The sequence below is a fragment of the Streptomyces sp. NPDC093801 genome (assembly GCF_040701585.1).
Classification (GTDB): domain Bacteria; phylum Actinomycetota; class Actinomycetes; order Streptomycetales; family Streptomycetaceae; genus Streptomyces.
In genome coordinates, this window is record NZ_JBFBDP010000043.1 from 16245 (window position 1) to 29629 (window position 13385).

Genomic DNA, 13385 nt, shown 5'->3' on the forward strand with positions numbered 1-13385 from the left:
ATTGAAGCTGCCGGGGCCCCGGAGGGCCTGGTCACGACCCTACCGACCGACGCCGATCCGCGGTGCCCTCTTGCACGAGGCGCCGGTACGTAAGAGAGGACATTCCCCCGTGGCCAACACCACCGCACGGCGCAGGCGGAAGCCCGCCCCGGCCGCCAAGCCCCGCAGCGGCGGCCGCGCCAAGGCGCCCGCCGCGACGGCCTCGATCCCCGCCCAGGCCGACGCCCCCCAGGAGACGGTGCCGCTGGTCTTCCCGGAGGCCGACCCGGTACTGGCCGACGCCGCCGACCGTGCCGCCGACCTCCGGGACCAGGCCGCTGCCGATGTCGTCCGCATCCTCACCGACGGCGAGGCCCGCGCCGCCGAGCTGCTGGACGGCGCCCGCTCGGAGGCGGCCTCGATCACCGAGACCGCCGCGAGCGAGCAGTCCCGCCTCCTGGCCGCCGCCCAGGCCGACGCCGACCGGGTCCGCACGGAGGCCGCGAGCACCGCGGCCGCCGACGCCGACCAGGTCCGTACCGACGCCGAAGCGACGGCCGAGCAGCTGCTTGCCGACGCCCGCGCGGAGGCCGACACCGTCGTGGTGAAGGCGACCGGCGAGGCCGACCAGGTCCTCGCCGACGCCCGCGTGGCTGTCGAGCAGCTGCTCGTCGACGCGCGCCGCCAGGCCGAAGAGGTCGCGGTCACGGCGGCCGCGCAGGCGCAGCAGCTGCGGACCGAGGCCGCGCAGGCCGCGGCGAAGGCCCTCGCCGACGCGGAGACCGCGCGGGCCGAGCTGCTCGCGGCGGCGGAGCGCACCGCGTCGGAGACCCGCACCCGTGCCGTCACCGACGCCGAGCAGCTCCTTCAGCGGGCGCGGGGCGAGGCCGACCTGCTGCGCGAGAGCGCGGGCGTCCAGGCCGCGCAGGTGAAGGCCGGGGCGGAGAAGGCGGCTGCCGAGCTGCGTGAGGACGCGACCCGTGAGCGGGAGGCGTCCCGTGCGGATGCGGCGCGTACGCGGACGCTGGCCAAGGAGGACATCGGCCGGCTGCGGGCGACGGCGGCCGAGGACGCCGAGCGTCTGACCCGTACCGCCCGCGAGGAGGCCGACCGCATCCTGGCCGCCGCCCGCACCAAGCGGGACGCGCAGCTCGAGGAAGCTGAGCAGGCGCTGGCGCAGGCCCGGCTGCGGGAAGCGGACGCGGAGGTCACGCTGAAGGCCGCCGACGACTTGGTCGCGGAGGCCGGGGCGCGGATGGCGCGTGCCATGGACCGTACCGAGCGGGCGCTGGAGCGTAAGCGCCTCAAGCTCCAGGCGAAAGGGGAGCGGCGGGACGCGAAGGATGCCCGGAGGGCCAAGTCCCGGGAGCTGCGGGCCGCGGCCCGCAGTGGGAAGCCGGCGGTGGCCGACCGAGTGAAGGAGTTCGTGAAGGTCAACGCGGAGCGGCTGATGGTGGTCGGTCCGATCACCGCGCCGATGGCCGTGGCGTGGACGGGCCAGGCCGGCTTTGCCGAGGACATCCTCGGCTGGGTCGTCCCCTTCACGGTCCTGTTCGCGGCCGCCTGGGAACTCAGCACTGCGTTTGTGGGCTGGATGTACCACCAGGCCCGCCAGGGCGGCGACGCTGGAACCCTCTACCGCGTCAGCACATGGATCTTCGCCCTCGGGGCGGCGGCCATGAACTTCTGGCACGCCTCCGGGCAGCCGGTGCCCGGCAGCCGGGTCTGGGACGCGAAGAAGGAGATCTGGACGGAGCAGATCACCTACTGGCACTTCACCCCGAAGGCGGTGGCGTTCGCCGCCATGAGCATCGTGGGGATGGTGCTGTGGGAGTTGTACGCCTCGCTGATCCACCGCCGCAAGCTCCGTGAGGACGGCAAGGTCGCCAAGGCTCGCCCCTCCATCGGGGCGGTCCGCTGGATGCGCTACCCGGTCCATTCCTTCACCGCCTGGTCGCTGGCGATCACCGACCCGCGCCTGACCACGCTGGACCGGGCCTGGACCGCAGCGGGCGCGGAGCTTGCGGACCGCAAGGCGGTCCGGACCGGTCTGGCCCTGCACCGGGTCGTCGTCCCCCGCCTCGCGGCCGACGACCACGGACCGGCAGCCATCCCGACCGTGCTCACCCTGACCCGCGCGGACCGGTCCGGACCGCTGGACAGCCTGGTTCCGGTCCGCCCGGTCCAGCACGGCGGGTATCCGGTCCGGTCCGGTCCGGGCGACCGGAACGCGGCCCACGGTCCGGTCCGGACCGCCGGGGCCACGGACCGGACCGGCGGACCGGCGCTGGCCCTGGAGGCCGGTCCGGCCGGACCGCAGAGTGCTGACCTGCGGACCGGGCCCGGTCCGGACCGTGGGTCCCGGATCGTGCCCGCCGCCCAGGGCCCGGCGGCCAGTAGGGGGGTGACGGTCCGGACCGACGACGTCGCCCCTGGACCGCAGGAGCCGGACCGCACCGGACCGGCCGACCGGGAAGCCCCGGAAGGCGCCTGCGGTCTGGACCGTGACGGGGATGGCGGTCCGGACCTCACGGTCATCAGGCTCACGGACCTGGAGCGGACCGCGCTGGACCGGCTCCGGACCGCGAAGGAGCCGCTGAACCGGGCCAACATCGCCAAGGCGGTCCGGACCGAGGGCGGCTCCATCGCCACGGACCGCGCCGGGCAGATCGCCGTCGCCCTCAAGCAGCACACGGTCCGCTGACCGGACCGCCCGCACAACGCCCTGCCGCTCATAGTCGTCCCCGGTCCGCGCTCGCCCACCGAGCGCGGACCGGGGCCGGCAGGCCGCTCGCCCGCACCGCGCCCCGAGCGCGGACACAGCGGGCCAGGCACAACCGAGCACCACCCACCCCCCGCGCCAGACCGCATCCGTTTCCCTGCACCGAGCTCGGGCCGCCCCGAGCAGTTGGAGATCCGCGACGCGGTTCCGGCGCACGAAGGCCCCCTGCTGGAGCGTGATCAGCGGGGGGCCTCGCCTTGTCTGCTCACGCAAGGAAGGAGTACAGCATGGCACCCACGACGACCGGGCCCGACCCGAAGTCCGGGCGCTTCCCCCGTACGACGACCCCGCTGGCGCCCGCGCTGGCACCCCCCGCGGTGATCCCGCCGGCCCTGGAGACCTGGGCGCCCGACCCCCCGACCTGGGGCCAGCGACTGATCCCCAAGGGAGTCCGGTCCGCGATGGCTGACCTGGGGCTCTGGCAGGAGCCGCGCCCCTTGAAGCCCTCGTTCCACCTGGTCCAGGTGATCGAAGTCCTCACCCGCTACGGATGGTGCCAGTCCTTCGATTTCTCCCCCACCGGACGTATGTGCATCAGGGGTGCCCAGACCTTTCTGGAATCCACCGGGCACGTCACCACGATCGACCGGGGAAAGGCCGTGAATTACCTCCAGGCCCAGTTGGCCCGCCAGGGCGTGAACATGCGCTTCTGGGAATGGAACGACCTTTCCCACAACACCTTCCGGGGTGTGGAGGCCACCATCTCGGCGGCCTCTGACATGGCGCGTAAGAACGGAGATTGAAATGACACCGGACGAAGAGAGGGCATTCGAAGGAATTCAAGCCGGAATGGAGGCCGGAATGACCTTTGGAAACGGCACTCCGGACGCTTCCCCGTACGCCGATGAAGGGCCGTACGGTGCCCTGGTTGTGCACAAGAAGGCCGGTCTGACCCGCCGGGGAAAGGTCGCCATCGCGGTGGCCGGAGTGGCGGTCATCGGCGGCGGAACCATCTGATTCCAGGTCCATTCGGCGGCCGTCGCGAAGGACGAGAAGGAGGCCGCCGCCCTCCAGATCCAGATGAAGAAGCTGGAGCTGGAGGAAATGAAGATCCGGAACGAACAGGCGAGCAGCGACAAGAAGGCCGCGACCGCCTCCGCCGAGAAGATCCAGGCGGCCGTCGACAAGTGCGTGAAGGACTCCCTCGGCCAGATCGACAAGGGGTACGGATCGCCCCCCAGGAGCGCCGTCGTGGCGGACTGCAAGCAGCAGTACGAGACGACCGACACGTCCGGCATGCAGGCCGCGGGCAGCGCCCAGGCCGCCGGTAACACGGGGGACGGAGGGATCAACTCCCCCGCCCTGCTGGGTCTCGTCGCTGGCGGCGCCCTGGCCATCGCGGTGTTCGCGCGCAAGGGCAAGAAGGCCGACGCATAGTCACGCAAAGTAGTCGAAGTGGTTACTCCTTACCTACTCCCGATCGCCTGAACAGCGAAAAGACGCCCCTGGGGTCGCCCTGGGCGCCTTTCGGTTCGGGAAGCAAGTAAGGAGTAACCACTCTAAGTAATGATTGAGGGAGCGCATGAGGCATGACAGGACCGGCCGGAGCAACGCGCACGGCGTGGTCTACGTGGTCGGATCTGCGGCCGACCGACGGGTAAAGATCGGCTCTGCGGGCAACGCGCGCCACCGCCTGGTGGAGCTGCAGACGGGCAACCCGAACCCCCTCCAGATCCTGGCGACCATCGAGGGCGGGCGCCTCCTGGAGGGACTGATCCACGAGCACCTGAAGCGATTTCGAGGGATCGGGGAGTGGTTCGACTTCGGGGAGGCGAACCCCATCCATATGGTCACCGACGCGGTTAAGGCCCTCCGGGACGGCGGGCTATTCCCTTCCCCGGAAGGGCTGGAAGAACTTCGGGAAAGTCAGAAGCGATCCCCGTCAAAACCCACGGTTAAGGAGAAGATCCTGGCCGCTCTGGAGGCCAGCGACGCCCCGATGACGGTGAATGAGGTGGCCACGGAAACAGGCGTTTCCGCGCCCCATCTGGCCGTGAAGCTGTCCGAGCTCAAGAGCGCAGGGTTAGTCAGCAATTCGAAGCGGCAGTGGTCGCTGGTGGTACACGACAAGGGGGAGTAAGAGATGTCGACCGATACGGCGCCCCCGGTCCCCGCGGGCCCTCCCGAGCCGCCCACTGCGCCAGCCGCCAGCACCGCGCTGGCACCCGCAGCAGGCACCGGCATCATGGCCGCTCTGATGGCTGCGGTGGAGCCCGCCCGACCGGTCACCGCGACCGGCGCCGGGGCCAGGCCGGACGGTGACGACCCGGCCGCGAAGGCGCACTCCGACGGAGTGGTGGACCGCTCCTCCCCTGGCGTCACCAGCGAGTCGTTCAAGGCCCCCGAGGACCTGACCGGGGCCGGATCCGACGCCGCCGGTGCCCGGCACAAGGAAGGTGTGTTCAAAACGCTGATCCGGGCGGGCGCGACCCGCTGGGCGAAGGGCGGCGGGACAGCGAACAAGCGGCTGGATCTGGAGAAAGCCAGGGCCAGCGCGCACCAGGTGAAAGAGACCCGGACCACCACGGTCATGAAGTCGCCTGGACTTCCCACCCGAAACAGCTCCGGAGGGGCCGGTGGAGGGGGCCGCAATTCCACCGGGAGCGGCTCCACAGGTACCGGACGTGGCGGAAGCGGCGGCGCCACCGGAGGCGGCGGGAGCGGTGCTAGCGGAAACGGTGGCAGCGGTTCGCCTAAGGACACCAGCCCCAAGGGTGCGAAGGATTCAGGGGGTAAGGGGAAGGACGGCTCCTCTGGAAACGCGGGAGCTGACGGAAAAGCTGGCAAGGACGGAAAGGCCGGAGCCTCCGGAAGTGGCGGCGGATCGACGTCGGGCGGCTCGTCCGGTGGCTCGTCCGGCGGTAATTCCGGCAGCTCGAAGGACACGGCCGACAAGGGCAAGGGCGCGAAGGTCGATCTGAAGAAGGGCGGCGGCAGCGGCCAGGGCTCGGGCGGCTCCTCCGGGAGCAGCGGCGGCTCCGGCAAGAACGGCGGCTCCGGGAGCAGCGGCGGATCTGGCGCGCGTGGTTCCTCCGGGAGCGGCGGCGGCTCCGGTTCGAGCGGCGGCTCCGGCAAGAACGGCGCTGCCGGCCACAGCCCGAAGGGGACCGACAACCGGAACCCGCTCCAGCGTTCGCGGGAGGTCGGTCACGGCGACGGCTCCGCGGTCCGCAACGCGGTCGACCACGTGAAGGCGTACGCGAAGGGCGCGAAGGACGGCTACCAGGACAAGAAGGAGGAGAACGGCAAGGAGCACGCCCGGCTGGACAAGGCACACGCTGACCACAAGGCGCAGCGGCAGGACCCGAAGAAGGACGACCCGAAGCAGGGCAACCCGAAGGGGACGACGGTCACCGGGCCCAGCGGCCAGACGCTCGTCATCGCCCCGCCGGATGAAGGAGACGACGGAGTGAGCACGGACGTGAAGCCCCTCCTGGTCAAGGAGATCGACGCGAACACGCTGACCCTGGGCACGGACGGTGCCCGTGGGTCGATCAGCCGCAAGGAGCTGCGGAACTTCAAGCAGTACGAGAGGAAGTTGGAGGCCAAGGAGGACCACCTGATCAAGGTGGCCGATGCCTGCAAGGCTCTCCAGGCTGCCGCGGAGGACGAGGCGAAGGACTGCCAGGACCTGGCCGAGCAGGCGAAGGCCGTCGCGGGCGGGGAGAAGCTGGCCGCGAAGCTGACGAAGCTGGCCGACGCGGCGAAGGCCCAGGCGGCGGAGGCCGCCGAACTCCACAAGCGCGCGAAGCGGGCGGCGGAGATGTGCAAGGTCGTCCTGACCAACATCGGGACCCGCTACGCGCCGCTGTACAAGGCCGTGGTGGACAGCGACGAGACGAAACCGGCCGAGCTCCGGTTCTACAGCGACAAGGGCTCCTACGCGCCCGCCGCGTAGACCCGGACGGGAGATCCGATCATGGCGGAGCTGACGTACAAGGCCCTCCTGCGAAAGACCGAGGCGAAGGAGAAGTCCCTGGCCCGCAACGCGGAGGGCGTGAAGAAGGCCGCGGCCACCATCCAGCACCTGGCCCAGGACACGGCCTCCGACGCGGACGCGCTGGGGGCCAAGAGCGTGGACCGCGACTCGCTGGCGGAGTGCCAGGACCTGGTGAACGCCATCCGCGGAGTGTCGGAGGGCGCGATGGCCTACGCGGCGAAGACGGCCGACACCGCGAAGGCCGCGAAGGCGGCCGCCGACCAGGCCCGCACCACCCACGCGGGATTCCAAGAACATTTCGACCGCTCCGACGTGACGGACCTGGACAAGGTGTCGCGCGACTGGTTCGAGCAGGAGTAACAGCACCCAGCATCATCCGGCACCACCCACCACCGGCGCGGCCGGCCCCGGGGATTGCACCCCGCGGGCCGGCCGCGCCTGTTGCTGACCGATCCAGGATCCAGACAGGAGTCGTCCCCGATGTCCACCATCACCAAGACCGTGCCGAAGGCGGAGCCGGCCGAGCGGGCCGCCGCCGCGCTCCAGATCGCCCTCCCCGTCGGGGTGGGCATCCTGGCCCCCTACCTGGATGCGAACGCGGCGGCCTACGTGGGGGCCGGCTTCCTGGCCGGGGCGACGTTCGCCGGCGCCAATTACATGAACCGGCTGGGCCGCTGGGCCGACCACCTGCCCGGCATCGACATCGCGCGGGCGCACCGCGACACCATGGGGATCTCCGCGATCACCACCGGTATGGGTCTGGCTGTGGGCCAGCTGGGCGGAGTCGCGACGTCGGATGCGCTGATGGCGGGCTTCTTGGAGCCGACCACGCTGCCCGGGATCCTGTCGCTGGGCTGGTGGGCGGCGGTCGGCTTCACCGGCTGGCGCCTGCGCAGGATCTTCGGACGGCAGAGGATCACGGTCGAGCAGACCCCGGCGCAGGCCGGCCCGGGCAACGCGGGCGACCCTGCGCCGGTGTCCCTGGCGGACAAGATGATTGCGGCGTGGGGCCGGGTGATCAGCGACCCGAAGGCGGGACGCCACCGCAACCAGGTCCTCTCCGACGTCACGATCTACGCGGACCGCTGGCAGGGACGGATCACCGCCGCCCTGGGCGACTCCGTGAACGTCTCCAAGGAGTCCGTGAGCAGCCTCTTCGGCCGCTCTGTAGATCACATCGACCTCAAGTACGGCGCCCACTCCGGGGAAGCGTTCATCACCGTCTGGTACACCCAGCGGCCGGAGCTGGATCCCTCCACGCTCCAGGGCGCGTGGAAGCGGGTGCGGGCGCGGGTGCTGCCGAAGACCCACCTGGAGGAGGTCGGCATGGACGAGAACACCGGCGGCCAGGTGGCGCGGGTCGTGGCCGACGACGACCTGGACGCGCTCCCCCGTGTCGTCAACGTCGCGGAGCTGGCTGGGGCGCTGCGCCGTTCCATCGATCTGGTCTCCTACGAGCCGGGACGGCGTGACCCCAGGCGCGCGATCATCCGCGTGATGGACCACAACCCGCTGGAGGCCGGCCACGCATTCCAGGGCCTGAACTCCCTGAAGGCGACACCGGGCGGCTGGGTCAACATGGGGAAGATCGTCTCCGGCTTCCCCGCGAGGATCCAGGTCTTCGACCCGAAGCTGGGCGCGCTCCACATCGTCGTCGCAGGGACCACCGGCTCGGGCAAGGGTGGCGGCCTCCAGCTCATCGGCCTGGCCTACCACGCCAACGGCATGGCCCAGCTGTACGCCGACCCGAAGGGCGCGTCCAACCCCGCGATCCCGAAGATGGCCGCCTACTCCGGCCTGACCCGGTACGGCGCACTGGGAGCCATGCGCCTGTCCTGGTGGGTCATGCAACACCGGATCGAGGAGTCCGCGCGGCTTGAGCTGAAGAACTTCGAGCCCTCCACGCTCCGGCCGTACTGCGCCACCATCCTGGACGAGGCCGCGCAGATGCTGGGACCGGGAGTGCAGAACCGCAAGGAGTGCGTGAAGATCGTCAAGGACGGCGCCTCCCTGGGCCGCAACCTGGGGATGCCCTGGGTCTTGGCGAACCAGACCGTGAACCTGGACCAGATCGGCGGGGAACAGGCCATCCGCGCCAACCTCCTGGCCGGCGGGACGTGGGTGATCCTGCGCACCGACTCCGACCAGGTCAACCTGGGCGACCTCCCCGACGGCTTTCAGGGCCTGGACCCCTCCCTGATCCCCGCCGTGTGGGTGGAAGACGACGACGCGCTGGTGTACGACCCCACGGTCGAGGACAACGACCCTCGCCGCACCTTCGGCCTGGGCTACATCGCGGCTCCGGGCGGGCGTGCCGGCATGATGCGCTTCGACACCCTCGAAGACGCCACCCCGCACATCCGGCCCGACGAGATCGCGGCGCCCCTTGACGTTCCGTGGTGGGGCGACGAGGCCGAGATGGAGGAGCGCGCCAGGACCCCCATCCCCGGCTTCGAGGAGAAGGGCGAAGGCGACGAGGAAGGCGTGGAAACCGGGGAGGCGGGCACCAGCTTCCCCGGCGTCGACCTCCCCAAGACTCGGGAGCTCACGTCCGAGGAGAAGGTCCTGGCCGCCCTCCGCGACGAGTCCGACCCCATGTACGTCGACATGCTCGACGAGGGCGACGACATCGACCCCGACGACATCGACTACGTGGAGCGGGGCCAGCTCCAGGCCGCCTGCGGGGTCGTGGAGTCGACCTTCGCGAACGTCCTGAACAAACTGGAGAAGAAAGGCGAGATCCACCGGATCAAGGAAGGCAAGGCATCCAAGGTGGCCCTGGGCCCTCGGCCGGAGAGCACTGGCGGCCAGACCGCCTGACCGAACGGCGCGCTCCCCACCATGGGCCACTACTTGGTGGGTCACCGTCAGAGCCACCCTCTCCTCGGTGGCGCGGCCGCCCGCCTGCTCACTGTCGCCTCCGCCGGGCTCGCCAGGGCGGGGCCGCCGGCTTGGCCGCGCACCGCCGCACCGTCCACGACCTCCACACCAAGGCGTCCGCGCTCCTGACCGTCCTCAGCCTCCCCCTCGCCGTCCTGATCGCCCTCGTCCCCGGCCACGACCTCCCGGGTGCCGCCACCGTCGCCGCCGGCATCGGCGCGGCCGCCTTGGCCGCCGCGATGCTCCTGGTCCTGCTGATCGTCCGCCCCCGCCTCGGCGGCGACGTCAGCGGCTCCTACCTCCACTGGGCGACCTGCACGCCCGAGCAGGCCGCCGCCGACATCGCGTCCGACCGCAGTGCCGAGCGGATCGTGATCCTCTCCCGCATCGCCGCCCGCAAGTTCCGCGCGCTCCGGCTCGCCATCGACATCACCGCCGGTGCCGTCGCCCTGCTGGTCCTCGCCGGGATCATCACCCTCGCTGTCTGACCGACCGAAGGAGAACCGCATGCTCGCCGAAATGATCCGCCAGGCGCTCTCCCGCCTGACCACCCCGATGAAGACCGCGACGTTCAAGTGCCGCAAGTGCGGGCTCTCGATGAAGATCACCGACTACCCCGACCGTATCGGACCCATCCTCGACGTCGCCCTCGCGCACGCCTGCAAGCCCAAGCCCAAGACGCTCTGACTCCCGGGGCGGGCGGCACCACCGGCTACCAACCAAGCGCCGCCCGCCCCGGGCCAGCCCAACCCGCTCTCAACCGGAGCAGGGGGCAGTTACATCGTCCCTCAACCGTCACGGAGCTGATCACCATGACCCCCACCAGACCCGACACCCCCGAGGCCACTGCCGCCAAGGCCCGCCTCGACAAGGCCGCCGAGGCCCGGGACCAGGCCATCGAGACCGCCCGGCGCGCCTACTGGGCCGCGGTCAAGGCCGAGATCGAGGCGAAGAACCTCACCCAGGGCGCGACCGCGGAGCACCTCGACTTCTCCCGCGAGCACGTCCGCCAGCAGCTCAAGCGCTACACCGACACCGCCGGCCAGTAGGCCGGCGCCATAGGTCCCAGGGGCGGCCGCAGCATCGGCCAAGAGGTACGGCCGCCCCCGGGGCTCCCCGTCCAGAGCAGAACCGAGGAGAACACTCATGATGAACCACCGCGCCGCCACCTTCGCCGCCGCCTACGCGTTACTGCGCGCCGCCGCGGATCACGCGGACCACTGGGGCCAGTCCGATTTCGACTCCCAGGCCAAGGGCGCCACCGACGCCGACCCGGTGACGTACAGGCACGAGGACGGCACGGTCACCACCGTCGGAACCGACGACGGCCGCCGCGCCTGCCTCCACCACGTCATCCAGTACACCGCCACCCAGGGCCTGGTCCTCGTCGCCGGCACCCGCGTCCTCGGCATCCGCCTGCACCCGGCCGCCCTGGCCGCCGCCCTCGCGGTCTCGGGAGCAACCCACTTCGCCGCCGACCGCAGGGTGCCCCAGGGCCTCCTCCAGCGGCTCGCCGAGGCCACCGGCAAGAAGAACTTCTTCAACCTCGCCGACTTCGGCATGAACGGCCGGTACTGCCTCGACCAGAGCTGGCACCACTCCTGGGAGACGCTGGCCGCGCTGCTCGCCACCGTGAAGGCGTCCCACCGGTGAGCGCCGACATCGTGACGGCCGTCGCCGCCATCCGTCTCGGCCTGCACGCGCTGCGCGAGAACGCGCTCGGCGACACCGCCGACCACGAGGACCAGGCCGCCGTCCTCCAGGCCCTGTATGACGACCTCGACCGCGAGGGCAGCGTCCTCGGCATGGTCGCCGAGTTGCTCACCGACATCGGTACCAGGCTCGGCGACCAGGACGCCGAGGACGCCGCGGACAACGTCGAGACGGCCGCCGGGTACATCCAGGACTCCGCCGGCCTGCGCCTGGAGCGGGCCCGCACGGCCCTCACCGCACTGGAGGCGCCGTGAGCGTCGCCGGACACGAGGGCGGGCTGCCCGCCGCACGCGACGACTGGGTGGGTGGCCGGCGGCCACAGGGCCCGCCGGAGCCGGACGGCGGGCCCTGGCCCGGGGAGGGAAACACGATGGAGAAGCCGCGCATGACGGAGGCGGAGCGCCGGGCGATATGCCAGGAGATCACGGCGACGGTCGGGCTGGAGCCGAGGCTGAACCGGCTGCTGACGGCCGTGCATGAGGCCGGGCACGCGATCGTCGGGCACACCGTCGGCTTCAAGGTCGCGGGGGCTTCCGTCGTCAACACCGCGGTTCTCGGCCTGGAGGACGGGGACCGGGTCGACTTCGACTTCTCACCGTTCGGCGACGGCGAGATCCCCCTGTCGGACCTGCTGGCGATGCGCATGGCCGGGTTCCAGGCCACTCACATGTGGCTGCGGGGCCGTGGCGCCGCGGCAGGGGCTCCGGAGTTCCAGACCGCGTTGAACATGATGTCGAGCTCGGACATCGTCAAGTGCTACGAGCACTGCGCGCAGGTGGGCATGCCCGCGGTGAGTACGACGCGCGAGGGCCTGTACGGCGGCGCGCTGATCCTGAAGTGGCGGTGGCGGGCGGTCCTGCGCCTGGCCTACGTCCTGGCCCGTGTCGGAACCCTGGACGCGGACCAGCTGCGGCCGCACCTGGACGCCGACCTGCGAACCCACCAGGGGGCCGTCGACGCCTACCGGGCGTGGCAGAAGCGGACCTCCTCCGTGTGGATGGTCCAGGAGACCGCCGGCCATCTGGGGAAGAGGTGATCGCCGTGGCCGGAGATTCACAGTGGGGCGCCCCAGAGGCGTGGGTGCCGCGGACCTGGCGCACCTTGCTGCGCCGATTCCTGGCCGGCCTCGGCCGTACCCGGTAGTTCCTGTACCCCGAGCGCCCGACCTCGCGCGGACGGCCGCCCGGCCCGGAGGCAAGCAGGTCTCCCGTCCGGGCGTTGCCGCCTGCCTGGTCCGGCTGGCGCGCGCTCACTTCAACCGAAAGGCGAACATGTCCGAGACCGAGAACGAGCCCGTCTACACCGCCGACGTCGTCGCCCTGACTCTCAGCGGCGAGGTTCTGCTGATCGAGCGCGACCGGCCGCCCTTCGAAGCCGCCTGGGCGCTCCCGGGAGGTCGTGTGGGCGCCGGAGAAGCGCCGTTCGTGGCCGCCGCCCGCGAGCTCGCCGAGGAGACCGGTGTCCACGTGGCCGTCGGCAACCTCCACCAGATCGGCGTCTGGGACCAGGTCGGCCGCGACCCGCGCGGCACCTACGTCACCTTCGCGTACATGGTCATCGTCCCCGACGGCACGCCGGCCGCCGCCGGGGACGACGCCCGCACTGCTCGCTGGTGGCCCGCGAAGGATCTGCCGGACCTGGCGTTCGACCACGCCGACATCATTAGCGCGGCCCTGACGCCCAACTCCTGAGGCACCACCAGATGGTCGAGTTGGAGGCCGCCAGCATGGCTTCCAGCTCGTCGTACCGCAACGGACTGTTCTCCGCTTCCTGCTCTCGCACTGAGCCCAGAAATGTCTGCCAGGTGTGTCCATACGGAGGGGCAGGGAGGGCGCGCCCGGCGGGCTGGTTCAGGCGAGGAGGGTGGCGAGGGCGCCGGCCACCGCGGCGGCGAGGGTGATGACCGCGGCGAAGGCGGTGGCAGCTCGGGTGAGGGCGGTTGGGTAGGTGGCGCCGTCCATGCGCGCGAGTTTGCCTGCGCCGGTGGCGGCCAGCAGCGCGATGACGATCACGAGTGCGATGGTGAGGAGGGCGACGGCGACGGTCACGGCAGGCTCCCGGTAGATGAGATGGGGTGTCGTGGTCGAAGGT

General features: G+C 71.2%; 16 protein-coding genes. 15 read left to right on the plus strand and 1 reads right to left on the minus strand.

The annotated features are described in order from the left end of the window. The first annotated feature begins 109 nt into the window (after positions 1-109). The 15 genes from AB0469_RS35195 (at position 110) to AB0469_RS35265 (ending at position 12985) form a co-directional block, all read left to right on the plus strand. Entirely contained in the window at positions 110-2683 is a 2574-nt protein-coding gene (locus tag AB0469_RS35195; protein WP_366455585.1) for a hypothetical protein, read from the plus strand. A 305-nt stretch (positions 2684-2988) separates the two neighbouring features. Then, positions 2989-3504, plus strand: a complete 516-nt coding sequence (locus AB0469_RS35200; RefSeq protein ID WP_366455586.1) for a hypothetical protein — start codon at positions 2989-2991, stop codon at positions 3502-3504. A gap of 1 nt (position 3505) precedes the next feature. Then, a complete protein-coding gene (locus AB0469_RS35205; RefSeq protein WP_366455588.1) occupies positions 3506-3718 on the plus strand; it encodes a hypothetical protein in 213 nt (70 codons plus the stop codon). A gap of 63 nt (positions 3719-3781) precedes the next feature. Further along, positions 3782-4138 carry a hypothetical protein gene (locus AB0469_RS35210; protein ID WP_366455589.1) on the plus strand — a complete coding sequence of 119 codons (357 nt, stop codon included), beginning with the start codon at positions 3782-3784 and terminating at the stop codon, positions 4136-4138. A 145-nt stretch (positions 4139-4283) separates the two neighbouring features. Next, a complete protein-coding gene (locus AB0469_RS35215) occupies positions 4284-4841 on the plus strand; it encodes a GIY-YIG nuclease family protein (protein ID WP_366455590.1) in 558 nt (185 codons plus the stop codon). A 105-nt stretch (positions 4842-4946) separates the two neighbouring features. Continuing rightward, complete coding sequence (locus tag AB0469_RS35220) at positions 4947-6659, plus strand: hypothetical protein (protein WP_366455591.1); 1713 nt, start codon at positions 4947-4949, stop codon at positions 6657-6659. Positions 6660-6680: 21 nt separating this feature from the next. Further along, the gene (locus AB0469_RS35225; RefSeq protein ID WP_366455592.1) at positions 6681-7061 is read left to right on the plus strand and encodes a hypothetical protein; all 381 of its coding nucleotides are present in this window, start codon (positions 6681-6683) and stop codon (positions 7059-7061) included. 120 nt (positions 7062-7181) lie between these two features. After that, positions 7182-9521 carry a hypothetical protein gene (locus AB0469_RS35230; RefSeq protein ID WP_366455593.1) on the plus strand — a complete coding sequence of 780 codons (2340 nt, stop codon included), beginning with the start codon at positions 7182-7184 and terminating at the stop codon, positions 9519-9521. A gap of 131 nt (positions 9522-9652) precedes the next feature. After that, on the plus strand, positions 9653-10069 hold the full coding sequence (locus tag AB0469_RS35235; protein ID WP_366455594.1) for a Pycsar system effector family protein: 417 nt from the start codon (positions 9653-9655) through the stop codon (positions 10067-10069). A 19-nt stretch (positions 10070-10088) separates the two neighbouring features. After that, positions 10089-10268, plus strand: a complete 180-nt coding sequence (locus tag AB0469_RS35240; protein WP_366455595.1) for a hypothetical protein — start codon at positions 10089-10091, stop codon at positions 10266-10268. 125 nt (positions 10269-10393) lie between these two features. Beyond that, positions 10394-10630 carry a hypothetical protein gene (locus tag AB0469_RS35245; RefSeq protein ID WP_366455596.1) on the plus strand — a complete coding sequence of 79 codons (237 nt, stop codon included), beginning with the start codon at positions 10394-10396 and terminating at the stop codon, positions 10628-10630. 97 nt (positions 10631-10727) lie between these two features. Further along, positions 10728-11234 (plus strand): hypothetical protein, encoded by a 507-nt coding sequence (locus AB0469_RS35250; RefSeq protein ID WP_366455597.1) that lies wholly within the window; start codon positions 10728-10730, stop codon positions 11232-11234. Beyond that, a complete protein-coding gene (locus AB0469_RS35255; protein WP_366455598.1) occupies positions 11231-11548 on the plus strand; it encodes a hypothetical protein in 318 nt (105 codons plus the stop codon). Before AB0469_RS35250 ends, AB0469_RS35255 begins: the two co-directional genes overlap by 4 nt. 116 nt (positions 11549-11664) lie before the next feature. Beyond that, positions 11665-12330 (plus strand): hypothetical protein, encoded by a 666-nt coding sequence (locus AB0469_RS35260; RefSeq protein ID WP_366455599.1) that lies wholly within the window; start codon positions 11665-11667, stop codon positions 12328-12330. Between the two features lie 235 nt (positions 12331-12565). Next, positions 12566-12985 (plus strand): NUDIX hydrolase, encoded by a 420-nt coding sequence (locus tag AB0469_RS35265; protein ID WP_366455601.1) that lies wholly within the window; start codon positions 12566-12568, stop codon positions 12983-12985. Between the two features lie 159 nt (positions 12986-13144). Here the strand turns inward: AB0469_RS35265 and AB0469_RS35270 are convergent, their stop codons facing one another. Then, on the minus strand, positions 13145-13342 hold the full coding sequence (locus AB0469_RS35270) for a hypothetical protein (protein WP_366455602.1): 198 nt from the start codon (positions 13340-13342) through the stop codon (positions 13145-13147). Positions 13343-13385 lie beyond the last annotated feature (43 nt).